The following is a 21,951-nucleotide window of genomic DNA, read 5'->3' on the forward strand; positions in this document are numbered from 1 at the left end:
CGGTTATTGTTGAGGTTCAAGAAAAAACTGCATGGCGCGTTGGGTGACAAGCTCTGGGCGTTCGTCAACAATAAAATGGCCGGCATCGGGGACATATTCCAGCTGAAAATCATCAACGTACGGCTGGTATCCGCGCAGCCAGCTGGTGGCCAGCGCAAAATCTTTTTCCCCAAACAGCAATCGGGTTGGGGTGGATATTCGGTGTTTTTTGTACCGCCCGAACAATCCAACCGGCAGATATTCTTTCAGCAGAAATTGGCCGTATAATTTCGAGGAAGCCACCGCACGTTTTGCATCGCGGAACTGGTTTGCAAAAATGGCGATTTCTTCCTGCGTCCATCCCCCTTTCCGGGTTTCGCCGCGAGTGAACAGGTGGGCAACAAAATCGTTGTTTTTCTGCAGCAGGCGTTTCCCGAACCACGGCATGGCAATTTTCACCATGTACCCAAATCGGAGGGTTGCGGGGATCATCCTCCAATCAATTTTCGTCCAGATTAACGGGATGTTGGTGGCGTAATGCTGCTGAACCAGCCCCGGATATTTCGCGCTGGCGATGTAGCCTATCCATCCCCCCCAATCGTGGGTCAGCAGGCGCACCTGTTGATGGCCCAGTGCTTGGATGAGCTTCACCAGATCATCCACCAACTCCTCTTTCAGATACCCCCCTGCCGTTGCTTCGGTCCAGCCAAAGCCGCGAAGATCCGGGACGATCACCCGGAAGCGTTCGGCAAACGGTGGTATTTGCTTGCGCCACATCCACCAATGCTGGGGCCAGCCGTGAAGCATCAGCAGCGGCGGCCCCGCGCCAGCTTCGGCGATATGGACCCGCAGCCCGCCGATGTCAATCCAACGGTGCTGAAGGTCCACCCCTTCCACCGAAGGGAGCGGCTGCTGAAGATGGGAATCGGTTGTTGGCATCTGCGATCTGGTTTGATGGAAGCGGGTACGGAACCTTGCCGCGATTGGATGTTACGCCCCGCCAACTTGCGGTTGCCCTTCCCCTGTTTATCTTTGGCCAGCTTCAAACCACGGCCAGCAACCGGCCAATCCCATGCCTTTCCATGCCTGAATTTATCCATCTCCATAACCACACCCACTACTCACTTCTGGACGGTGCTTGCACACCGGACGGGCTTATCAAAGCCGCTGGTGAAAACAGCATGAACGCCGTTGCGCTGACCGATCACGGGGTCAATTTTGGGAGCATGGAGTTCTACAAAAAGGCCAAAAAAGCTGGCGTAAAGCCGATTATCGGGTGCGAGGTGTATGTTGCCGACGGGCTGCGGACGGACCGCGTGGGGACCAACGCCGCCAAGAAAACCCGCAACTACTTCCACCTGATCCTGCTGGCGAAGGATTACGCCGGATACCAGACGCTGAACCGCCTAACCAGCCGCGCCCACACCGAAGGCTACTACTACAAACCCCGCATTGACCGCGAGCTCCTTCTGAACAACCACGAAGGATTGGTGGCCTTGTCCGCCTGCGCCGGCGGGGTGGTTTCGGCACACCTGGTAAATGAGAATTACGAGGCCGCACGGGAGGCGGCGATTTGGTATCGCGAGCTGTTCGGCCCAGATTTCTACTTGGAGGTCCAGGACCACGGCATCCCCGTTGACCGCCCCGTGTTGGAGGGGATGCCCCGGTTGGCAGCCGAGCTTGGAATCCCGCTGGTGGCCACCAACGATTGCCACTACATCCGCAAGGAGCACGCCATTGCCCACAACGTGCTGCTCCATATCCGCGACGCAAGCAAGACCGGTGCGAAGATTGATGTGGAGTCGGAGCTTCGCTACGGGACCACCAATTACTACTTCAAAACTGCCGACGAAATGGCGGAGCTTCTGGGGCATTTCCCGGGGGCGATCGAGAACACGGTGGCCATTGCAGAGAAATGCAATCTGGAGCTTCCCCACGAGTTCTTCATGCCCAACTTCCCGATACCGCCGGAATCACGATCCCAGACGCTGGACGACTACTTGCGGGAGATCACGTGGCAAGGGGTGGAGCGGCGGTATCCAAAAGCGGAAGCGGGGGTGAAGGACCGCACCGAGTTCGAGCTTGAGGTCATCACCCGAATGGGGTACAGCGGGTACTTCCTGATTGTGCAAGATTTCATCCAGGCCGCGCGGGACCGCGGCGTTAGCGTGGGGCCGGGGCGTGGCAGCGCGGCGGGAAGTTTGGTGGCCTACGCGCTGGGGATCACCAACGTTGACCCGCTGAAATATGACCTGCTGTTCGAGCGGTTCCTGAACCCCGATCGCGTCTCGATGCCCGACATTGACATTGACTTTGCCGACGACAAGCGGGAGCGGGTGATTGATTACGTGAAGGATAAATATGGTCACGACGCGGTTGCGCAGATCATCACCTTCGGGACCCTTTCCTCGCGCGCGGTGCTGAAAGATGTTGGGCGGGTGTTGGGGGTTCCCCTTTCCACCATCACCAGCATCACCGATAAAATCACCGTGAAGTTTGGGCGGGTGCAATCCATCAACGAGGCGTTGGAGAATCCGGAGCTTCGGTGGGTGAAAGAAAGCACCGAGCCGCAAATCCGAAAGCTGATTGAGTACAGCCAGGTGCTGGAAGGAATGGCCCGGAACACCTCGCTCCACGCCGCCGGGGTGGTGATTGCGCCGGGGCCGCTGGAGAACTACATCCCGCTGTACAAAACCCCCGACAGCGGCCTTGCCAGCCAGTACACCATGAACTACTTGGAGGACGCTGGCCTGCTGAAGATGGACTTCTTGGGGCTGCGGACCCTGACGATTATTGACCGCACGTTGGAGCTGGTGAAGCAGCGCCACAACGTCGCGATTGATATTGATGCGATCACCCTTGAGGACCCAAAAACCTACGAGCTTGTTGGGCGCGGATTAACGATTGCCGTCTTCCAGTTCGAATCGGTGCCGATGCAGAAATACCTGAAGGAGCTGAAGCCAAACTCGCTGGAAGATTTAACCGCCATGAACGCCCTGTACCGCCCGGGACCGATGGAGAATATTCCGGAGTTTATCGAGCGGAAATGGGGGCGGAAGCCGATCACCTACTTGCACAAAACGCTGGAGCCGATACTGGGGAAGACCTACGGGATTTGCGTGTACCAGGAGCAGATCATGCAGATAGCCCAGCAGCTTGGCGGCTTCACCCTTGCCCAGGCCGACAACCTTCGGCGCGCCATGGGGAAAAAGCAGATCAAGTACATGGAGGAGATGAAGGAAACCTACTTCCAGGGGTGCGCGGCAAACGGCATTGATAAAAAAACTGCCGACGAAATTTGGGAGATGATGGTGAAGTTTGCCGATTACGGCTTCAACAAGAGCCACTCCCTTGCCTACAGCTATCTGGCCTACCAAACGGCATGGCTGAAGGCAAACTACACGCCGGAATTTCTGGCGGCGAACATGACCGCCGAAGCGAACGATCTGGCAAAGGTGGTGAAGCTGATTGACGAATGCCGCAAGTTCGAGATCAACGTGCTGCCGCCCGATGTGAACCAATCCATGATTGATTTCTACGTGGTGGATTCCGGCATTCGGTTCGGCATGGCGGCAATCCGCAACGTGGGGGAAGGGGCGGTTGCGGCAATCTTGAAGGAGCGCGAAAAATCGGGGGCATTCACCTCCATTTTCGATTTCACCCGCAGGCTTGCCGGCAACACCTTAATCAACAAACGGCTGCTGGAAAGCCTGGTGGTTAGCGGCGCGTTCGACACCATCCACCCCAACCGCCGCCAATGCTTCATGGCGATTGATGCCGCAATCCAGTACGCCGCCGCCTGCGCCAGCAGTGCCGCCAGCGGAATGGCCTCGCTGTTTGCCGATGCCAGCGATGGCGACGACGGAACCGGAGCACTTCCCGAACCCTCCTTGCCCACCATTGACGATTGGGCAAAACTGGAGAAGCTCCGCCGCGAGAAGGAGGTGCTGAATTTTTACGTGAGCGGACACCCGTTGCAGGAGTACGCCGCCGAGGTGGAGGCCTTCTCGCAAATCTCGCTGGGGGAAGTGGAGGAAGATGCCAAGTTCGAGGGGGCCGTCAGGGCCTGCGGAATCGTCACCGCGGTCCGTACAAAGCTGGACAAGCGCGAGAACCGCATCGCCTTTGCCACCATCGAGGACTTCACCGGGAAGGCCGAGTGCATCTTCTGGAGCGATGCCTACCGGGCGCACGGCGAAAAGATTGCCGAGGGGGAGATTGTGTTTGTGCTTGGCAAGGCGGAGATGAACGGGGCCGACGGAATCAAGATTATCGTGGATGACATTATCCCGGTGGCGCAAGCGCGAAGCCGGTTTGCCAACGCCCTGGCGGTGAACGTCCAGCTGGACCTTGTCCCGGAAGATGCCGCACACCGGACGTTGGAGTTGTTCAAGAATAATCAGGGGGAGCTTCAGTGTATTTTCCGCGTGTACGACGAGCAGCGGTCGCTGGTTGGCCGGTGGGTGTCGCGCCGGTTCACCATCACCCCAACGCCAAATTTGCTGGAGGGATTGCGGGCAATCTACGGGCGGGAGAATGTGAAATTTGTGGGGACGAACTAAACGGGGCGGGGCTTCCTTCCCCTTGCAATGGCCAGAGTCCGGAGTGCAATGGCCGTAACCGCCATTGTTGATGATGAACAAACAACAACAAATCCAAACATCAGAGCAGCCGATGGAAACGCCAATGGAAACCACGCATTATCACACTGTCCAGGTCCAGCGCACCGTTAGCGGAGCCGTGGAGGACGTTTGGCAAGCATGGGCCGACCCCATAAAAATTGCCCACTGGTTCACCGAAGAAGCCGAGCAGGACCTGCGCGTTGGCGGGCGTTACCGCAACAGCGACGGCGACGAAGGTGAGTACCTTGAGGTTCAGCCGCCGAACCGATTGAAGTTCACTTGGGAGCAACCCGATTACGCTCCCGGGAGCATCGTCACGGTGGAGCTTTCTGCGGGCGAGCAAGAGAAGACAACGGTGGTGGAGGTTCTGCACCAGCAGGTCCATTGCGACGATGCTGACGACCTTCAAACCGGCTGGCAATGGGCACTGGATTCGCTACAGCGATACATGATCACGGGGCTTGGGATCCGCTTTGAAGAATGGATGATGATGCAATCGCAGTAGCTTCCGCAGGCCGGCGCGGCTCCGCCACAGGCCCGCTAATCTCTATTCAAACCTCTCTCTAATGTCCTATCTGCTGCTGATCCTTGCTGGCTTGTTCGAGGTTGGGTTCACCACCTGCCTGAAGCTCTCGGAAAATTTCACCAACCTCCGTTGGACGTTGGGCTTTTTGGCAAGCGCAAGCATCAGTTTTTACCTGCTGACCAAAGCCACCGAAACCATTCCGATGGGGACTGGTTATGCCGTCTGGACCGGGATTGGTGCGGCGGGAACAGTGGTGGTGGGAATGCTTTTTTTTGACGAACCAACCGACACGTGGCGGATCTTCTTTTTGGTGATGCTGATCGGTTCAATCGCCGGACTGAAGCTGGTTTCGGCGCACTAAGTTGAGCTTGGTGCGCCGCTTGTTCACCTGCGTGTTTTCACACCTCCAACTCACAACTCCAACTCAGTCCCCTCTCGTCCTTCAATAATTTGGCAGGAAGGGTCGCATTCGTTGCGGGCCATGTCCGCCAGGGCCTCAAGCCGGGAATCGTTGTGGGCAGGATCGTGATGGAACGGCATCAGCCGCCGAACCCCGGCCAGCCGGGCAAACGCGCACGCATCCCGAACGGAACTGTGCCCCCAGCCGATGCAGTTGCGGTACTCATTATCGTCATACTGCGCGTCGTGGATCAGCAGGTCCGCATTTTGGGCAAGGGCGAATCCGGAGGTCCAGTCTGGGCTTGTGGGGAAGGTGCGTGCGCCAAGCGCGGGTTCGTGATCGGGGATGTACGTCACCACCGTTCCGGCTTGCTCAATCCTGAACCCAACGGTGGGGCCCGGGTGGCAAATCAGCTGCGAATTGATGGTGAACGAGCCGATGGAGAATTCGCCGCACGGGATTTCATGCAAGGAAAGATTGCAGGGAAGCTCGCGCAACCGAACCGGGAACAACGGCGGCGACATATACCTGGCAAGCCGCGACCACAGCCGCATGCCGGTGCTGGCCGGTCCCCAGATATGGACCTCCAATCCCGGGATGTAGAGTGGGATAAAAAATCCGATCCCCTGGATATGGTCCATGTGGAGATGGGTCAGAAGGATGTCCACCCGTTTTGGCTGCTGTTGCAGCAGTGCCGCGCCGAGCAATCGAATGCCGGAGCCGGCATCCAGCACCAGATGCGTCCCTTCGCCATCGGTCAGATGCAGGCAGGGGGTGTTGCCGCCGTAGGATTCGGTGCCGGGGCCGGAAACGGGAATGGAGCCACGCGAACCCCAGACTTTCAGTCGGATCATTCGCTCATCTCCCAAAAGAATCCCACAGCCCCCAAGAAGCGATCGGCCTGCCCAATCAGCGGCAATCCCACAACGTGGATCTGGCGTCGCATGCCGTCCATTCCCTTAATCATAAACGTGCGGCTTGCCGGCTTGCGGGTTCGCACGGCGGTGACAAGCGGAAGCTCCTCCGGGGGGATCAAATTCCCTTGCTCATCCTGTTGGTGAAACATCGTGGACCACCGCGACATCGGGAGGTCATCAATTTCATCAAGCACCCCCCCCAGGACACGCTCCGCCAACTCGTTGCAGTACAACAGGTTGCCGTCGGGATCCACAAGGAAGATGGGAATGGCGAGATAGGACGCAAGTTGGCGCGTCAGAATCATCTCGATTTCCTGCTGGGCCATGCAGTCGTAGCCTCCAGTATGTTGCTGTTATTTGGCAAGTGCCCCCGAACCCACCACCGCCGGATCATGTATTCCCGTTCCCCACTGTTCGGTTGCGGCTGCAAAATGGCTAAAGTTTGGAATTAATACACCGATCGGGCAAAGAAAAGAGAGAAAAAAAAATGAGGTCCAGCTAACAGTGGATCGGCCCGTTTACCGTGGCTTGCGCCGCTCCCGCCGGGCCAGAACCCACCGGCGCGTCAGAAGGCAGGTCGCGCTCCAGATAACAGCAACCAACATACCCGCCGCAACATCGGTGGGCCAGTGAACGCCCAGGTACATTCGGCTGCTGGCGATCAACGCAGCAAGGGCCAGAAGGCCCGCGGCACTCCACCAACGCTTTGCCGTTGGCTTCCCCCGCCGCAGCATCAGCACCCCAACGAACAACGCAAACGCGAACGACGTAAGCGTGTGGCCGCTTGGAAAACTGAAATTGAAGATTGCCTCCAGCGGCGGGAACACCCGCGGGCGGGCTTGCTGATAGATCTGCTTCAACGCTTCGGTAATCAACGCGCAACCCACCAGCAACGCGCCCAGCATCCAAGCGTCCAGGCCGCGCCGCTTCCGGATCCAGTGGGCGCAAACGGAGGCCCCAATCACCGTAACCCCAACCCCCGAGCCGATAAAACTTAAAGCGCGGGCAATCGCCGTCAGGAATGGAGATTGATACGCGTGGATGGAGAGCAACACCTGCTTGTTGATGCTGCCGAACTGATCTTCCAACACGCCATGTGCAAGCGCCAGGAATCCAATCCCCGCAACAACTGCCACCGCAAGCCCCAGCAGCAACGGGCGGCTGGCTGCGCCGGGAATCGGTTGTGTTTGTTGGGAAGGCATTGGTGGGTATCGAAAAAAAGATAGGATAGATTGAGAGTGAAGGAGCCACAGAGGCGCAGAGTGTGCGGGCACAGGCACGGGCCGCTTCTCTGCTTCTCTGTGGCTCCCTTGTTTTCCCTTTACCGAATCACTTGCACGGCCTTCGTTGCCACGCCGGTGGTTGTGGCGATACGAACGAAGTAGATGCCGGCGGGAAGGTTGGCGGTGCTCATCCGTGCCGAGCCATCGTCGGCAAGGTCGTTGGTTAGGGTGGCCACCGTGCGGCCAACTGCGTCCAGGATTTCGCCATGCAGGCTGTTCGGCTGGCGCAAGCGGATGGTGAGATCGCCCGAGACAGGATTCGGGAAGACGCTTAGCCCTTCGGTGGCCAGCGCGTCTTCCTCCACCGAGGAAACTGGCCCGCCATCGCGGAAGATTTTGCCGAGCAGCATATCCTGGCCTCCGCCAACCAACAGTGAGTTCGAGAGGGTTGCGCCGGCCACCACAAACCCGTCTGGAGTTTCGTAGCCGCAGTACCCGTAATCATTCCCTTCGGCCCCCAGCCGTTGCTCCCATTCGATCTCCCCTTTCACGTCGGTTTTCACAACGTAGGCATCGTACGCGCCGTTGGTTTGCCCGGAAGTAAGGCCGAACCCAACGAACCCGCCATCGCTTGTTTGGCGGCCTGACCAGAGGAAGGAATCTTCGGTGCTTCCGCCGTAGTGTTTATCAACAATGGTGTTCCCTGCCGAATCCAGCACCAGCATCCATCCGGTTCCCCCATTGTTATTGCTGGATCCACCAAACAGCGCAAAGCCCCCTTCGCGGGTGTTTACGATGTAGTAAGGGGAGTCGTGCATGGTGTTGCCGCTGGTTGGGGTTTTGCTCCATTGCTGCACCCCGTTGCTATCCACCTTAAACACCCAATACTTTTCAAGATTGTTGACAACCGTGTGGCACAGCACCACGCAGCCGCCATCGGAGGTTAGGCGGGCGGCGTGGGAGTGTTCGCCGTAGTTCAGGCTGAAAAGTTTTTCCCAAAGGATGTTCCGTTCGGCATCCATCCGAATCATCCACACGTCGCCGCTTGGGTCCCCTTTCGAGTCGGTGTGGCCGGTCATGTAGTAGCCACCTTCCGGGCGGTCCAGCACGATGTGGGCGTGGTCGCTGCTGGCGTAGTCAATATCTTTTTCCCAGACGACTTTGCCGTTGTCGTCAATCTTGTACATCAGCGCGTGCTCGTCGCCGCTGAACTGGCGGCCGCTGAATCCGGCAACAAGCCACCCACCATCCAGCGATGGCTCAAGCCCCCAGACCGTTTCGCCAACACCGGGGCGGCCGTAGGTTCCCTCCCATTTTTTATTCCCCTGGGCATCGAATCGGGCAAGCCAGTAATCCACGCTAGATCCGGAGGTCCCCCCTTTGGTCCCAACAACAATAAACCCGCCGTCGCTGGCGGGCTGCATGGCGTAGGCGTATTCGTTTTGCGAACTGCCAACGGCCCAAACGGAGTCGCGGGTTTGCGCGGTGGCTGCGGCGGCCATTGTGCAAAGCATTGCGCCGGCAAGAAGTAATTTCTGTGTCATCTGGTTGAACCTGAGTTTGTATTTAGTGAAGGTCAGTTCTGATTGCTGATTGGGAATAATCTACGGCGGAAGGCGTTATGGAAAAGCGGGCATAAAAAAAAATCTTGCGTGCCGACTTGAAGCAAGCCACCATCTGCTGCGTTCGGCCCACAAGCCATTACTTGGAAGATTGAGCCATGACGCTATTTTTGCCCCCAACATTGCCATGAGGAATCTCCTGCAACATATCGCCATTCTGCTGCAGCTGGTGGCCATTGCTCCGCTCAACACGCTGATGGCGTTTGGGGTTACAAGCCACGCGGCAAACCCGTGTTGCACGCCGCAACCAACGGCGGCTGCCCAAGCTGATACCCATTGCCCACCTGCGGCCCAGGAAGCGGATTCCCACACTGATCCTTCCCCCCACAGCGGCTGCATTCCCCCGGGCGGCGATGCGGGGGAGCATCCAACCCACGATTCTTCCAACAGCACGCACGCGTGTTTCTGCTGTTTTGTGGGGACCATCGCGCATCGGGCCATGCCGGCCCCGCCCGTTCCCCTTGTTGCTCGCCCAAACTCACCCTATCTCCCCTCCCCGCTCTCCACCTTCGCTGTGGTGATTGACCATCCCCCCTGCTGGTTGTAGTTCTGCCGGGCACGTGCGCCACCGGCCCAATCCCCTATCTCGCGCCAACCCTACCGTGCGGCTTCCCGTGTGGCTTTCCAATAGCGGCATGGCGGGGCGATTCATTCAGGAAAGAACTTCAACCGAACAACCATGAACCAGCGATTACTCATACTTCCATTATTGGGATTAGCCTGGGCACAGCTGCAGGCCCAACAACCAATCACCACGCCGCCGTCGCCGCCCGCAGCATTGCCACTTATGCCGTTGCTGGGGCGGGTACTTTCGGCAGGGGATGGAACGCCAATCAGCGGGGCAACCATCCGCGTTGTTGGCGTTGACAGCAGTTACCCCGGCCAGCCCGGGGCCATCACCCGCCCCGATGGGACCTTCACCCTGCAACGCCCAACTGCCGTGGCCATTGCCCTTGAGATCCGCTCCATCGGCTACGAAACCAAAACCATCACCGTGGCCGACACCACCGCAGCGATAACAACCGCGCTGGCCGAAACGGAGACGCTGCAACCCACCGTGCAGGTAACGGGAATCCGCCGGCAACGCTCGGTTGAGGACGCTTGCTGCCGTGTGGAGTCGCTGCAGGAAGAGGTTCAGCAGCACGCCCCGTTCTCCCCAAGCGTTGGCGAGGTTCTTCGCCGCTACAGCTCCTGCACCTCGGCCCGGATCAGTTGCTCGATTGATAATTCCTCCTCGCTCCGGCTGCGCGGATTGGAGCCGACCTACGTGAAAACGCTCATTGATGGAATGCCCGCCTTCAGCGGCTTATCAACCTTCTACGGCCTAAGCCTGATCCCTGCCGGGGCGTTGCAGACGATCAAAATTTCCGAAGGGGCCTCCAGCGGATTGTACGGAAACGGCGCGGTCAGCGGTGTGGTGGATTTGCTGCTGCGCCAGCCCACCGAAATACGCGAGCTGAACGTTACCGCAAACCTTGCTGGCGACGGAACCAGCGTGCCAGAAGGCCGCGACGTTGGAGTTGCTTTCACCGGAATGGCCGGCGATGTTGGGATTGCCGCATTCGGTGCGTTCAACCAGCACGAAGGGGCCGCAGGGGAAGAGACGGTGGCCCGCGATTACACCCGATTCAGCGGCGTTGCGCGGGCCAACGTGATGGCCGACAACGCCACCGAGCTAACGCTGACGGCAATCGGCGCGGGGGAATCGCGGCAGGGGATTGTTGCGGGGATTGCCGGCCAGGACCCGTTCCGCGAAACGGTTGACCTTGCCCGCTACGACCTGATGCTGCGCGGCGCACGCTCCTTCACGGAAACCTCCGAACTCAGCATCGCGGCAATGCTTGGCACGATGAACGCCACCCACGATGCCGGCCAGTTGGCGGCCTCGCGGCTGCAACAGCGGGTGGCGTTCGCCAACCTTCTGTTCCGCACCGAATGGCTGGGGAACCGGCTGACCCTGGGGGGTGAGTTCCGCGCCGACAAGATGGAATCGGAGGAACGCCCGGACCTTGCCTACGATTACTCCATCGGCTCGATTATTCTGCAAGATGAAATTCACCTTTCGGAGCAGGTTGGGCTGCTGGGAAGCCTCCGGCTGGAGAAGCATTCGCTGGCGGGGGAAATCGTTGTGCCGCGTGGATCGGTGCGGTATCAGCCAATGGCCAACATGACGATGCGGCTGATGGCCGGGCAAGGGTTCAAGGGGCAGGCGTTGTTCGATGAACATCATCGTTCCATGGATGGCGTGTACCGTTGGCGGAACAACACGGGCTTCGATTTCGAGCGTTCCACAACCCTGAATTACGACATCAGCTACAGCTTCATGCTTGGCGAAACCGCAGGGATGGATGCCAACTTCAACGCCTACTGGACCGCGATTGATGGGAAAGGAATTCCAGACGCTGATTCGCTGGCGGCGGGGACGCTCTTCATGGTCAACAGCCAACGCCCCACCCGGTTGACAGGGATGGAGTTGCAGCTTCGCCCAACGCTCGGCGAGCATTGGAGCGGGTCGGTGGGGCTTGCGCTGATTCGCTACGCCATGCAGGACGCTTCCGGGGAGTATCAACAACTTCCGCTTGCCCCCCGCGCCAACCTTGACGCATCGGTGATGTACGAAGCCAGCGAGCAGGGAATCGTTGCCGAGGCTTGGGGAAGCTGGATTGGGTCGCAAGTTCTTCCGGCCAATCCCAGCAACCTTTCCACCTCGCCAGCCTACACCCTGCTGAACGTCCGCATCGAGAAGGCGTTTGGGAAATTGGCGGCCTATGCCGGGGCAATGAACTTGCTGGACCAGCAACAAGAGCGCACCATGCCCCTTGCCTTCGAGACCAGCAACCGCGCCGTTGATGGAAGTATCGTGTGGGGTCCGCTGGAAGGCCGCGAGTTCTTTGCCGGGATCCGCTGGACGCTTGGAGGCGGGGATTAGGGGGTGGGGAGCGGGGATTGGGGGACGGGAAGGCGGGGTAGCCGCCCCGACCTCCGTCGGGGTAGCCGCAGGTCTTTAGCCTGCGGCGTCATCCTTTGGATATTGGAAGGCGGGGTAGCCGCCCCGACCTCCGTCGGGATTGATAACAGGTCTTTAGCCTGCGCAACGGAAGCACGGGACACCTCCAAACCCAGCCAAGTTTTCCCAAACCTCAGGACCACCACGCTAGCGGTCTATCCGCCAATCTGAATCATCACGCGCACCCCGTGCCCGGCAAGTTCTTCGGCGGGAAGATGCTCCTTTGGTTTTGCGCCCACCGCCTGCAGCAACAGCGATTCGATTGCCGCATCATCGCCGCCGCCGCGCATCACCGCTTGCAGGTCGAACTCCATCGGCGAATGCAAGCAGGGCATCACCTTCCCCTCGGCCGTCAGCCGAAGGCGTGAGCAACTGCTGCAAAATGGCTGCGTCATCGAGGCAATCACCCCCACGGTTCCCTGGTGCTGGTGGCCGGTGGCACGGCTGCGCAGCTGGTAATCGCGGCTGATGGGCGAGGCTTCGTCGGGAATGCGGGAAAGGTGATACCCGGCCTCCAATCTCTCTAAAATCTCCGCCATTGGGACGCACTTGTCCAGCGTCCACTGGTTGCCGGAAAAGGGCATGAACTCAATAAACCGCACCGCCACCGGGCGTTGCGCCGTGAACTCCGCGAACTCCAGCAGCTCGTCATCGTTCACGCCACGCATCACCACGGCGTTGATTTTCAGGTTCCGGTAGCCGGCCTGCAACGCGGCCTCAATGCCGTCAAGGGTGTCGTGCAGGGCATCGCGGCGGGTTAGCTGGCGGAAGCGGTCGGGGCGGAAAGTGTCAAGGGAGATATTGAAGCTATCCACCGCGTGGCGAATCGCCGGCAGCGTGCGCCGAAGCAGCACCCCGTTGGTGGTGACAGCCAACGTGCGCAATCCCGGAATCTGCTTCAGCCGAACCAGCAGTTGCTCAACCCCTGACCGAACCAGCGGCTCCCCCCCCGTCACCCGAATTTTCTCCACCCCCATCCCCACCGCCACGCGGGCAACGCGCAGAATCTCCTCGAAGCTGAGTATCTCCTCCGATTTCCGCCACACCATATTTTCCACGGGCATACAGTACGCACAGCGCAGGTTGCACCGGTCCGTCACCGAGATGCGGAGATAGGTGTGTTGGCGGTTATAGCGATCTACCAAGCGGTTCATTGTTGCCCTGAAAATAGCCGCACCGTTGCACGCGGCAAACGGAATATATTCACCAAACTGTCAGTTGCTCTTTCTCTCTCTCCAAAAAAAAACTTACCGAACAACCATGACCAGAAAACCACACACCATCAATCGGGTGTTCATTGGGCGATTGCCAAGCGGGGCGGACCTTGTGGGAAGCATCACGCGCATTGCCAACGAGGAAGGAATTGCCGTTGGAACCGTTGCGGTGCATGGCGCGGTGCGGCGCGTGGCGCTGACCATCCAGAACCAGGAAACCCGCTTCAACGAAACAATCGAGCGGGATGGCGGATTGGAGATTGCCGCAGCAAGCGGGACGATTTCGCAGTTCAAAGGGCGCGCGCTGGCACGGTTGAACGGAGTGTTTGCCACCCCCGATGGCCAGCTGCTTGGCGGCACCATCGCGCTGGGGACCATTGCCCATGCCTGCGAGGTTGTTATCACCGAGCTGCACGGCGCAAGCCTTTCCCGCGACTTCGACATGGAAACGGGACTGCCGCTTTGGAAGGCTTCCGCACTGCTGGTCCCGCCAGAAACGGAGTAACTGGAAGGAGCGCGACGGCGATGTTACCGAAACTTCACATGCCCCCCGCCACCGGTGGCCGTATTTTTGCGGCGTGCAGATCCGGCACGAACTTTCAACGAATCAAAGGATTTTTCTGATGACATCATTCCTGAATAAAGGAATCGTTGTTGGGGCAATGGCCCTGATGGCAATGGGTTGCGGCGGGGCCGAAAAGAAAGAGGGCAAAGCAGAGTCGAAGAAGCAAGTAATCACCCAAAAAGGGTCCGACACCATGATCCTGCTGGGCCAGCAATGGGCCGAGAAATTTGGCGCAGCCAATCCCGACATCCAGGTGCAAGTTACCGGCGGCGGATCGGGAACCGGCATCAGCTCGCTGATTAACGGAACCACCGACCTTTGCAACTCATCCCGCCCAATGAAGGACCAGGAGAAGGAGCAGATCAAGCAGAAATTTGGTGCCGATCCGGTGGAGATTCCGGTGGCGAAGGACGCGCTGTCGGTGTATGTGAACGAAGGGAGCAAGGTCCAATCGCTGACGTTGGAACAGCTGTACGGCATTTACACGGGGAAGGTCACCAACTGGAAAGACGTTGGCGGAGCGGATGCCAAGATCATCCTGTATGGCCGCGAGAACAGCTCAGGGACGTATGAATATTTCAAGGAGCACGTCCTGAAGAAAGAGGACTTTGCGCCAGAAACGCAGACGCTTTCCGGAACCGCTGCGGTGGTGAACGCCGTCAGCAAGGACCCGAACGGGATTGGCTACGGCGGCGCGGCGTTCAGCAAAGGGATTCGCGAGATCAGCATTGCCGGCACCGACGGAACCCCGGTGGCTCCAACAAAGGAGAACGTCTATTCCGGGACCTACCCGTTGGCGCGGAGCCTTTACATCTACCTGCGCCAGCAGCCAACCGGCCAGATCAAACAATACCTTGATTGGATTCTTGGGCCGGAAGGGCAAGCCATTGTCACGAACGTTGGCTACTACCCAATCAAGCAGTAACTGAACCGAGTTATTGAAAGAGAGGAAGCCGCCACGATCTGGGAAGGTCGGGGCGGCTGTTTTTTTGGGGGGATCGGGGATTGGGGGGCGGGGAGAACTGCCCAAGCAACCCCATCATCGCGCCAGCGATGGTTGCCAACCCGACCTCCGTCGGGGTAGCCGCCCCGACATTCGTCGGGATTGATAACAGGTCTTTAGCCTGCGCAACGGAGGACGGGGACACCGCCGAACTCAGTGTCACCTCCCAAATCTCAGGATCACCAAAGCACCAGCACGGGCGCATCGGAATTCATTTTTGTCAATTTTCAGACAACCGAACCATATCCATCCCCTATCTTCGCGGCGGCCTTGCGGCTTTCCAAACTCAATTTCCACACGCAACGTAGAAAGGGATCTATGCCCCGTTCATCGGCTTGGTCACGCGACATTTTTGCTTGGACACTGTTCGACTTTGCCAACACTGGCTTTTACGTGGTGATGATCAGCGTCGTCTTCCCGACGTTTTTCAACGACGTAATTGCCGGCGGCGATGAAGCCTACTGGGGGCGCGCCATCAGTGCCTCGATGCTGATTACCGCGCTGATTGGCCCGCTGCTTGGCTCCATGGCCGACGCCACCAACCGGAAGAAACTCTATCTGGGCCTGTTCACCACGGCTTGCATTGTTGCCACGGCGGCAGCGTACGGAACCGGCCCGGGCACGCTGGCGCTGGCGTTCTGCCTGCTGATTGTGGCGAACGTTGGGTTCGAAGGGGGAACGATTTTCTACGATGCCTTCCTGCCGGAAATCACCACTCCAGAAAACTACAGCCGGGTGTCGGGATACGGGTTCGCCATGGGGTATCTTGGCTCGCTGGTGATTCTGGCGATGATCCTCCCGATCCTGAGCGCCGAGGGCCGCACGGTTGACGACGTGCGGCTGACGTTCATCATCGCTGCCGGGTTCTTTGCAATCTTCTCCCTTCCCCTTTTCCTTCGGCTGAAGGAGCATCGCCGCACCATGCCGGATGGAGGCCCCTTGCTGGTTGTTGGATACCAGCGGCTGCGCCAGACGTTCACGCAGATCCGCAACTACCAGGGGGTGAAGCGGTTTCTGCTGGCCTTCTTTGTGTACAACGACAGTATCCTGACGGTGATCGCCTTTGCCTCAATTTATGGGAAGGAATCGCTGAAGATGGAGTTGTCGGAACTGATTCTGTTTTTCATGGTGGTCCAGATCACCGCGCTGATTGGATCGCTGGTGTTTGGGCGCATCACCGCCACGATTGGGGCGCGGCAATCCATCATTATCACGCTGGTCATCTGGCTGGGGATCACCATCGCAGCGTTTTTGGTGGACTCCAAAACTGGATTTTTTGTGATTGGCGGCGTGGCGGGCATCGCGCTCGGTTCGTCGCAATCGTGCAGCCGAACGCTGATGGCACTGCTTACCCCCGCCGATAAGAAGACGGAGTTTTTCGGCTTCTACGATGGCTTCTTCGGGAAAGCATCGGCCACGCTTGGCCCGCTGATTTATGGCGAAGCTGCATCGGCCTACGGCCAACGCCCGGCAATGCTGGTTGTTGGGGTGCTGTTTCTGCTGGGCATTGGGCTAATGTTCCGCGTGCCGGATGCGCGCCCCCAGCTTGCCGAATCGGCATCGTAAAACATCCATCATTCCCGAGAACGCCAAACGCTATTTTCCGCCGTTGTCACCAAAACCGAAAAGGATCACAAACTCCATCTCTCCGCCATGTCACTGATTATCGGAACTCGTGGAAGCGCGCTGGCACTGTGGCAGGCGCACGCCGTGCAGGGGATGCTGCAATCGCGGTATCCAGAACTTGATGTTCGGATAGAGATCATCCACACCACCGGGGATGCCATTCTGGACAAGCCGCTTAGCAACATCGGCGATAAAGGATTGTTCACCAAGGAGTTGGAGGTTGCCCTGTTAGATGGCCGAATCCACCTTGCCGTCCACTCGCTGAAGGACCTCCCCACAAAACTTCCCGACGGGCTGATGCTGGCCGCCGTCACCGAACGTGAGCGGCCCGAGGACGCGCTGGTTGCCCCCGCCGGAACCACCATCGAAACGCTGCCGCACGGCGGAACGGTTGCCACCGGATCGCTCCGGCGGCGGTCGCAACTGCTGCGGTTGCGCCCCGATCTGAACGTGGTTGACGTGCGCGGCAACGTGCAAACGCGGTTGGAGAAATACCGCACGAACGGGTGGGATGGGATGATCCTTGCCTACGCCGGATTGCACCGGCTGGGGTTGGCCGAACAGATTGCCCAGATTATCCCCACCCAGCAGATGATCCCCGCCGTTGGCCAGGCCGCGCTTGGCCTTGAAACCCGCGCCGACGACGCAACCACGCTTGCCCTGCTTCGCGAAATCGAACACCCCTCCACCCGAACCTGCACCGATGCCGAGCGCGCACTGCTCCGCACGTTGGAAGGTGGCTGCCAAACGCCGATTGCCGGGCACGCAACGCTTGCTGGGGACCAACTTACCCTGCACGCCATGATTGCATCGTTGGACGGGCGCACCATCATCACCCGCCACGCAAGCGCCCCCGTCGCCAACGCCGAAGAGCTTGGAACCCAACTGGCCAAAGAATTATTGGAGCTTGGAGGAAAAGAAATTTTGGAGGGTGTGAGAAGCTGATACGCTGGAGCCGATTAGCAAGTGCGCCGCCCCTTCCAAAGGAAAAGGAGCGGCGCACAAGGGTAGGCAATCAGATAGATAAGGTTTATACTTTAGACTGTTTTTCCGATAGTATTTGTTGTACCCGTTGTAAAGTCGCTTCCATGGTCGGCTGGATATTCTCCTCTCCAATGATTGTATGCAGGCCTGCCTTCTCGAAAGCGATTAATGGCTGAGCATGTATCTCCGCAATTACAACAGACACACCACGGCGTTTCATCATCTGATATACTTCTTGAATAGCATGAAGCCCTGTTGCATCAATAGCTGGGACGTGGCGCATACGTATCACCCGAACCGCCAAGTCCGACTCCACAACATTCATCGCCTCCTCGAATTTAAATGAAGCACCAAAGAATAGAGGTCCATTAATTTCATAGATAGCCACACCCGGAGGGAGCTTTTTTTGCAGGGCATATGTAGCTTGCTCCTCTACCTCATCATCATCACGCAGTTCTCGAGTAATAATACCAACATTCGTGACCAAGGTCATGCGCCTCATGAATAGAAAAACAGCTAAGACCATTCCGACTTCAATTGCTATGGATAGGTCTAGCAGTACTGTCAGCGTAAACGTGAGCATCAGCACAATAACATCACTTCGTGGGCTTTTAAGGATTGAACGGAATGAACGCCACTCACTCATATTATAGGCCACCACGGTTAGAATGGCAGCAAGGCACGGCAATGGAATTAGGGTAGCCTGTTGACCAAAGAAGAGCATAATAAGCAGCAGAACCACTGCATGCGTCATCCCTGCAAATGGGGTGCGCCCTCCATTTCGGATATTTGTTGCTGTTCGCGCAATTGCTCCTGTGGCTGGAATACCACCGAATAACGGGCTGGCAATATTGGCGATCCCTTGGGCGATCAACTCAGTATTTGAACGATGTTTCCTTCCAGTCATTCCATCGGCCACCACTGCCGATAGCAACGACTCGATTGCCGCAAGCAAGGCGATAGTTAATGCTGGGTTAAATAGCGTGCGGATTGTATTAAAGTCTATGGCAGGAAGCGAAGGTACAGGAATAGTAGATGGCACCGATCCGAACTTGGATCCTATTGTCTCAACATTGAGATTAAATAGGTGCACTGCGGCCGTTGCGGCAAGTAGCACTACCAGCGGTCCCGGGATGCGGTGAGTGATTTTAGGCCATACAATCAAGACTGCCAGCGATCCAAGAGCGATACCTGTTGAATCCCAATTAATTGTGGAAATTTTTTGAATATAGACACTCCATTTCTCTAGAAAATCTGCAGGGACATCGGCAATTGTTAATCCTAACAGGTCTTTAACCTGCGTTGAAAATATAATGAGCGCAATCCCGCTTGTGAAGCCGACGATAACCGGATGAGGAATAAATTTAATTACGGCACCAAATCGAGCGAACCCCATGATAATTAAGATTATCCCGGCCAGAACCCCAGCAACAGCAAGCCCATCCGCCCCATACTTTTCAATAATACCGGAGATAATAATAACGAATGCCCCGGTGGGGCCACCGATCTGTACACGGCTTCCACCTAAGACAGAGATCAAAAATCCGGCAACGATTGCGGTAATTAACCCTTTTTCCGGCGAGACTCCGCTTGCAATAGCAAATGCGATTGCAAGGGGTAAGGCAACAATGCCAACAATAGTGCCCGCACTGATATCCTTTAGAAATTGATCACGGGTGTACCCTTCTTTCAGGACGGAAAGGAGTTTTGGATAAAAAACCGATGTTAGCCACTGCATGACTTCGCTTTGCTGGTTTATTCGCAGAAACCTGATACCATTACTCCGTAGGGAAAAGACCTACTTTCAGGACACTGATTCTTTGATCCTTTCCTGTAGCTGCAAAATCACATAGTGGAAGATTACGGAGTGGATGCTTTCGGCGGTGCACATGTCGTTCAAGGGGACGTGGACACGCTGGTGCACCATCTCCATCAACTTTCCGCCGCCAAACCCCGTTACCCCAATCGTTGTAATTCCATTTTGGTTGGCGTACTCAATTGCGCGAAGAATATTCGGGCTGTTGCCGCTGCCGGAAATTGCAATCAGCACGTCACCCGGGTGGCAGAAGGTCCGTAATTGCTGAACAAAAATCTGCTCGTACCCCTCATCGTTCCCTAACGCGGAAATAAATGCCACGTTGTCGGTAAGGGAAATGGCGCGAATGCGGCGGTCGCTGGCCAGATCGGGGCAGGTCCCTTTGGCAAGGTCCTGCGCAAGGTGGCTGGCGTTGGCTGCGGATCCACCGTTGCCAATCACAAACACCATTGCCCGGCGTTGGTAGGCATCGAAGATGGTTTCAACAAACTGGTTAATCTGCGCTTGGTCCACAGATTCCAGCGCGCGCTGGGTGTAGGCCAGATAATCGGAAAAATTCATGTTCAGAGAGTTCAGGTTTGGATTATCGGAAATTGGTTCTATTGGCTTACTTCCAGCTGTACCGTTCTTGGTTGAACATCACTTTGCTGCCGTGCGATTCCAACATGAACGGCATTTCGCGGTATCTGGAAAGGGCTTCGCGTAAATTATCTTGATCGGGGCGGCGGCAGTAGGTCATTAAAAACCCGCCCCCTCCTGCCCCGGAAATTTTCCCACCCAATGCGCCCCCCTCCATGGAAGATTGGTACATGGAATCAATTTCGGGATTGGTGACACCGCTGGCTAAGCCTTTTTTCAGCTGCCAATTGCGGTCCAGAATTTCCCCAATGTCATCGAACGAACCGGCGTACAAGGCTTGGCGCGTCTGGAATGCCAACGCTTTAATTTGGTCGTGCGCTTCGATTGTGTCAATAATCCGGTCGCGCTGCTCGGTAAGAATACTGGATGCCTGGCGGACGATGTTGGTAAAAAATAGAAGGATATTGCTTCCGAATCTCCGCTTGGCGGAAGGTGAAATTGCAATCCGCTCAACACCGACCGAACCATCCATCCGGAATTCAAAGGCGCACAACCCACCGTAGGCGGCAATGTATTGATCTTGCTTTCCTATCGGGCGGCCTAATATCTCAATCTCAATTCTGCAAGCCTCCTGCGCCAGCCGCTCGGCCCCGACTTGCTCGCCTTGATATTGGTAGAAAGCATTGAGCAAGCCAACGGTTAAGCTGGAGGACGACCCCAAGCCGGAACCTTCCGATGGAATATCGGCCATCATGGCAACTTCAAAACCTGGCGGCATTCCCGTTAGCCGCGCCGCCTCGCGGACAAGGTCATGCTGGATTTCATCAATCGAATCAACGATCTCCTTTTTTGAATAATCCACATAAATCTTGTCATCGTAGCGGGCTTTCACGATCACATAAATGAATTTATCAATCGCCGTCGAGACAACGTAGCCGCCGTGCTTGGTGTAATAATCGGGAAGGTCGCAACCGCCGCCAGCAATGCTGATCCGAAGCGGAGTTTGTGTTATGAGCATTTTCAGGAAATCGGTTTTTTGAGAATCTTTTTTTGACGACTTGGAAGTAATTGACAATAAAAAAAATCAAACTTTACGCCATGCTGTTTATCCCTTCCCACTCTTTTTCCGCCCGCTGCAAACTCTCGTGGGTTCCGATGTCGCGCAGGTAGCCGCTGATTTCCATGCCGTTCATCGTGCCGATTAATCGTGGCATCACGTGGCCACCAAAATCGAATGGCGGCGGGAATGCCGGATTCAAATAATCCAGCAATTCTGGCCGCCCAACGAACACCCCTGCCGAGGCTAATTCGCCACGTGGGTGCTGCGGTTTTTCTTCAAAGCCCACAATTATTCCTTCTGCACCAAGTTCGGCAATTCCGCAAGCGCGTGGGTTTTCTGGGCGAAACAGCCCAACGGTAAGCGGAGTCGGATAGCGTTGATTAAAGTTTTTCAGTGCCGTTAAATCAACGTTGGTCAAATTATCGGCGTACAGAATAAAGAACTGCTCTTCCTCACGCAGGAATTCCTGGTTAGCGTGGATTGTTCCGGCACTTCCCAGCAGGTGTTCCTCGTGCACAAGGGTGATCTGCACGCCCCCCCGATATGCCGCAGCAAAGGCACGAACCTGATCGGGGAGGTGATGGATATTGACCAAAACGCGGCGCACTCCGTGGCGTTCCAGAAGGTCCATCCACCACTCCAGCAATGGCTTCCCGTGAATGGGAATCAAGCATTTGGTAAGGGTGTCGGTGATGGGCCGAAGCCGCGTCCCCAACCCAGCAGCAAGAAGAAGAGCATTCATTGAAGTATCAGGAATTGCTGCGAGTATAGGGATGCGGCGAAATTTGTTGGGTGAAAAGGTATTTCC

Annotated in this window: 19 protein-coding genes; 9 read left to right on the forward strand and 10 right to left on the reverse strand. The window is 57.1% G+C overall.

Annotated elements, in window-relative coordinates:
- Positions 1 to 3: 3 nt before the first annotated feature.
- Positions 4 to 918 (reverse strand): alpha/beta hydrolase, encoded by a 915-nt coding sequence (locus IPM61_01480; GenBank protein MBK8909977.1) that lies wholly within the window; start codon positions 916 to 918, stop codon positions 4 to 6.
- Here IPM61_01480 and dnaE point away from each other — a divergent pair.
- The 3 genes from dnaE to IPM61_01495 all read left to right on the forward strand — a co-directional run bounded on the left by dnaE (position 912) and on the right by IPM61_01495 (position 5,488).
- Positions 912 to 4,541 (forward strand): DNA polymerase III subunit alpha, encoded by a 3,630-nt coding sequence (dnaE, locus tag IPM61_01485; GenBank protein MBK8909978.1) that lies wholly within the window; start codon positions 912 to 914, stop codon positions 4,539 to 4,541. The genes IPM61_01480 and dnaE overlap by 7 nt on opposite strands.
- Positions 4,542 to 4,611: 70 nt before the next feature.
- Positions 4,612 to 5,106 carry an SRPBCC domain-containing protein gene (locus IPM61_01490; GenBank protein ID MBK8909979.1) on the forward strand — a complete coding sequence of 165 codons (495 nt, stop codon included), beginning with the start codon at positions 4,612 to 4,614 and terminating at the stop codon, positions 5,104 to 5,106.
- A 61-nt stretch (positions 5,107 to 5,167) separates the two neighbouring features.
- Complete coding sequence (locus tag IPM61_01495) at positions 5,168 to 5,488, forward strand: multidrug efflux SMR transporter (protein MBK8909980.1); 321 nt, start codon at positions 5,168 to 5,170, stop codon at positions 5,486 to 5,488.
- Between the two features lie 50 nt (positions 5,489 to 5,538).
- Here the strand turns inward: IPM61_01495 and IPM61_01500 are convergent, their stop codons facing one another.
- The 4 genes from IPM61_01500 to IPM61_01515 form a co-directional block, all read right to left on the reverse strand.
- The gene (locus tag IPM61_01500) at positions 5,539 to 6,381 is read right to left on the reverse strand and encodes an MBL fold metallo-hydrolase (protein ID MBK8909981.1); all 843 of its coding nucleotides are present in this window, start codon (positions 6,379 to 6,381) and stop codon (positions 5,539 to 5,541) included.
- Positions 6,378 to 6,770: a hypothetical protein gene (locus IPM61_01505; GenBank protein ID MBK8909982.1), complete on the reverse strand. Its 393-nt coding sequence runs from the start codon at positions 6,768 to 6,770 to the stop codon at positions 6,378 to 6,380. The genes IPM61_01500 and IPM61_01505 overlap by 4 nt, the downstream gene beginning before the upstream one ends.
- A 192-nt stretch (positions 6,771 to 6,962) precedes the next feature.
- Positions 6,963 to 7,646 carry a phosphatase PAP2 family protein gene (locus IPM61_01510; GenBank protein MBK8909983.1) on the reverse strand — a complete coding sequence of 228 codons (684 nt, stop codon included), beginning with the start codon at positions 7,644 to 7,646 and terminating at the stop codon, positions 6,963 to 6,965.
- A gap of 119 nt (positions 7,647 to 7,765) precedes the next feature.
- Complete coding sequence (locus IPM61_01515; GenBank protein MBK8909984.1) at positions 7,766 to 9,211, reverse strand: T9SS type A sorting domain-containing protein; 1,446 nt, start codon at positions 9,209 to 9,211, stop codon at positions 7,766 to 7,768.
- Between the two features lie 169 nt (positions 9,212 to 9,380).
- On the opposite strand from IPM61_01515, the gene IPM61_01520 reads away from it, so the two are divergent.
- Both IPM61_01520 and IPM61_01525 read left to right on the forward strand, forming a co-directional pair.
- Positions 9,381 to 9,836, forward strand: coding sequence for a hypothetical protein (locus IPM61_01520; protein MBK8909985.1), 456 nt, complete (start codon positions 9,381 to 9,383; stop codon positions 9,834 to 9,836).
- 132 nt (positions 9,837 to 9,968) lie between these two features.
- Complete coding sequence (locus IPM61_01525; GenBank protein MBK8909986.1) at positions 9,969 to 12,218, forward strand: TonB-dependent receptor; 2,250 nt, start codon at positions 9,969 to 9,971, stop codon at positions 12,216 to 12,218.
- Between the two features lie 233 nt (positions 12,219 to 12,451).
- Here IPM61_01525 and moaA read toward each other — a convergent pair whose 3' ends face one another.
- A complete protein-coding gene (gene moaA / locus IPM61_01530) occupies positions 12,452 to 13,450 on the reverse strand; it encodes a GTP 3',8-cyclase MoaA (GenBank protein MBK8909987.1) in 999 nt (332 codons plus the stop codon).
- 106 nt (positions 13,451 to 13,556) lie between these two features.
- On the opposite strand from moaA, the gene IPM61_01535 reads away from it, so the two are divergent.
- The 4 genes from IPM61_01535 to hemC all read left to right on the forward strand — a co-directional run bounded on the left by IPM61_01535 (position 13,557) and on the right by hemC (position 17,649).
- Positions 13,557 to 14,015, forward strand: coding sequence for a DNA-binding protein (locus IPM61_01535; GenBank protein ID MBK8909988.1), 459 nt, complete (start codon positions 13,557 to 13,559; stop codon positions 14,013 to 14,015).
- Positions 14,016 to 14,172: 157 nt separating this feature from the next.
- Positions 14,173 to 15,000 (forward strand): phosphate ABC transporter substrate-binding protein, encoded by an 828-nt coding sequence (locus IPM61_01540; GenBank protein ID MBK8909989.1) that lies wholly within the window; start codon positions 14,173 to 14,175, stop codon positions 14,998 to 15,000.
- A gap of 396 nt (positions 15,001 to 15,396) precedes the next feature.
- Positions 15,397 to 16,644: an MFS transporter gene (locus IPM61_01545; GenBank protein MBK8909990.1), complete on the forward strand. Its 1,248-nt coding sequence runs from the start codon at positions 15,397 to 15,399 to the stop codon at positions 16,642 to 16,644.
- Between the two features lie 87 nt (positions 16,645 to 16,731).
- Positions 16,732 to 17,649, forward strand: a complete 918-nt coding sequence (gene hemC / locus IPM61_01550; protein ID MBK8909991.1) for a hydroxymethylbilane synthase — start codon at positions 16,732 to 16,734, stop codon at positions 17,647 to 17,649.
- Between the two features lie 85 nt (positions 17,650 to 17,734).
- Here hemC and sulP read toward each other — a convergent pair whose 3' ends face one another.
- From sulP to IPM61_01570, 4 genes are all read right to left on the reverse strand, one after another.
- Positions 17,735 to 19,426 carry a sulfate permease gene (sulP, locus tag IPM61_01555; protein ID MBK8909992.1) on the reverse strand — a complete coding sequence of 564 codons (1,692 nt, stop codon included), beginning with the start codon at positions 19,424 to 19,426 and terminating at the stop codon, positions 17,735 to 17,737.
- 66 nt (positions 19,427 to 19,492) lie between these two features.
- Positions 19,493 to 20,065 (reverse strand): SIS domain-containing protein, encoded by a 573-nt coding sequence (locus IPM61_01560; GenBank protein ID MBK8909993.1) that lies wholly within the window; start codon positions 20,063 to 20,065, stop codon positions 19,493 to 19,495.
- Positions 20,066 to 20,111: 46 nt separating this feature from the next.
- Entirely contained in the window at positions 20,112 to 21,101 is a 990-nt protein-coding gene (locus IPM61_01565) for a GHMP kinase (GenBank protein MBK8909994.1), read from the reverse strand.
- Between the two features lie 73 nt (positions 21,102 to 21,174).
- A complete protein-coding gene (locus IPM61_01570; protein ID MBK8909995.1) occupies positions 21,175 to 21,885 on the reverse strand; it encodes a nucleotidyltransferase family protein in 711 nt (236 codons plus the stop codon).
- Positions 21,886 to 21,951 lie beyond the last annotated feature (66 nt).

This window comes from Chlorobiota bacterium (assembly GCA_016710285.1).
Classification (GTDB): domain Bacteria; phylum Bacteroidota; class Ignavibacteria; order OLB7; family OLB7; genus OLB7.

Excerpts from the sequence above, each read along its gene's own strand:
- IPM61_01480 (MBK8909977.1), bottom strand. The coding sequence starts at position 918 with ATGCCAACAACCGATTCCCATCTTCAGCAGCCGCTCCCTTCGGTGGAA.
- IPM61_01490 (MBK8909979.1), top strand. The coding sequence starts at position 4,612 with ATGATGAACAAACAACAACAAATCCAAACATCAGAGCAGCCGATGGAA.
- IPM61_01495 (MBK8909980.1), top strand. The coding sequence starts at position 5,168 with ATGTCCTATCTGCTGCTGATCCTTGCTGGCTTGTTCGAGGTTGGGTTC.
- IPM61_01500 (MBK8909981.1), bottom strand. The coding sequence starts at position 6,381 with ATGATCCGACTGAAAGTCTGGGGTTCGCGTGGCTCCATTCCCGTTTCC.
- IPM61_01505 (MBK8909982.1), bottom strand. The coding sequence starts at position 6,770 with ATGGCCCAGCAGGAAATCGAGATGATTCTGACGCGCCAACTTGCGTCC.
- IPM61_01510 (MBK8909983.1), bottom strand. The coding sequence starts at position 7,646 with ATGCCTTCCCAACAAACACAACCGATTCCCGGCGCAGCCAGCCGCCCG.
- IPM61_01515 (MBK8909984.1), bottom strand. The coding sequence starts at position 9,211 with ATGACACAGAAATTACTTCTTGCCGGCGCAATGCTTTGCACAATGGCC.
- IPM61_01525 (MBK8909986.1), top strand. The coding sequence starts at position 9,969 with ATGAACCAGCGATTACTCATACTTCCATTATTGGGATTAGCCTGGGCA.
- moaA (MBK8909987.1), bottom strand. The coding sequence starts at position 13,450 with ATGAACCGCTTGGTAGATCGCTATAACCGCCAACACACCTATCTCCGC.
- IPM61_01535 (MBK8909988.1), top strand. The coding sequence starts at position 13,557 with ATGACCAGAAAACCACACACCATCAATCGGGTGTTCATTGGGCGATTG.
- IPM61_01540 (MBK8909989.1), top strand. The coding sequence starts at position 14,173 with ATGGCCCTGATGGCAATGGGTTGCGGCGGGGCCGAAAAGAAAGAGGGC.
- IPM61_01545 (MBK8909990.1), top strand. The coding sequence starts at position 15,397 with ATGCCCCGTTCATCGGCTTGGTCACGCGACATTTTTGCTTGGACACTG.
- hemC (MBK8909991.1), top strand. The coding sequence starts at position 16,732 with ATGTCACTGATTATCGGAACTCGTGGAAGCGCGCTGGCACTGTGGCAG.
- sulP (MBK8909992.1), bottom strand. The coding sequence starts at position 19,426 with ATGCAGTGGCTAACATCGGTTTTTTATCCAAAACTCCTTTCCGTCCTG.
- IPM61_01560 (MBK8909993.1), bottom strand. The coding sequence starts at position 20,065 with ATGAATTTTTCCGATTATCTGGCCTACACCCAGCGCGCGCTGGAATCT.
- IPM61_01565 (MBK8909994.1), bottom strand. The coding sequence starts at position 21,101 with ATGCTCATAACACAAACTCCGCTTCGGATCAGCATTGCTGGCGGCGGT.
- IPM61_01570 (MBK8909995.1), bottom strand. The coding sequence starts at position 21,885 with ATGAATGCTCTTCTTCTTGCTGCTGGGTTGGGGACGCGGCTTCGGCCC.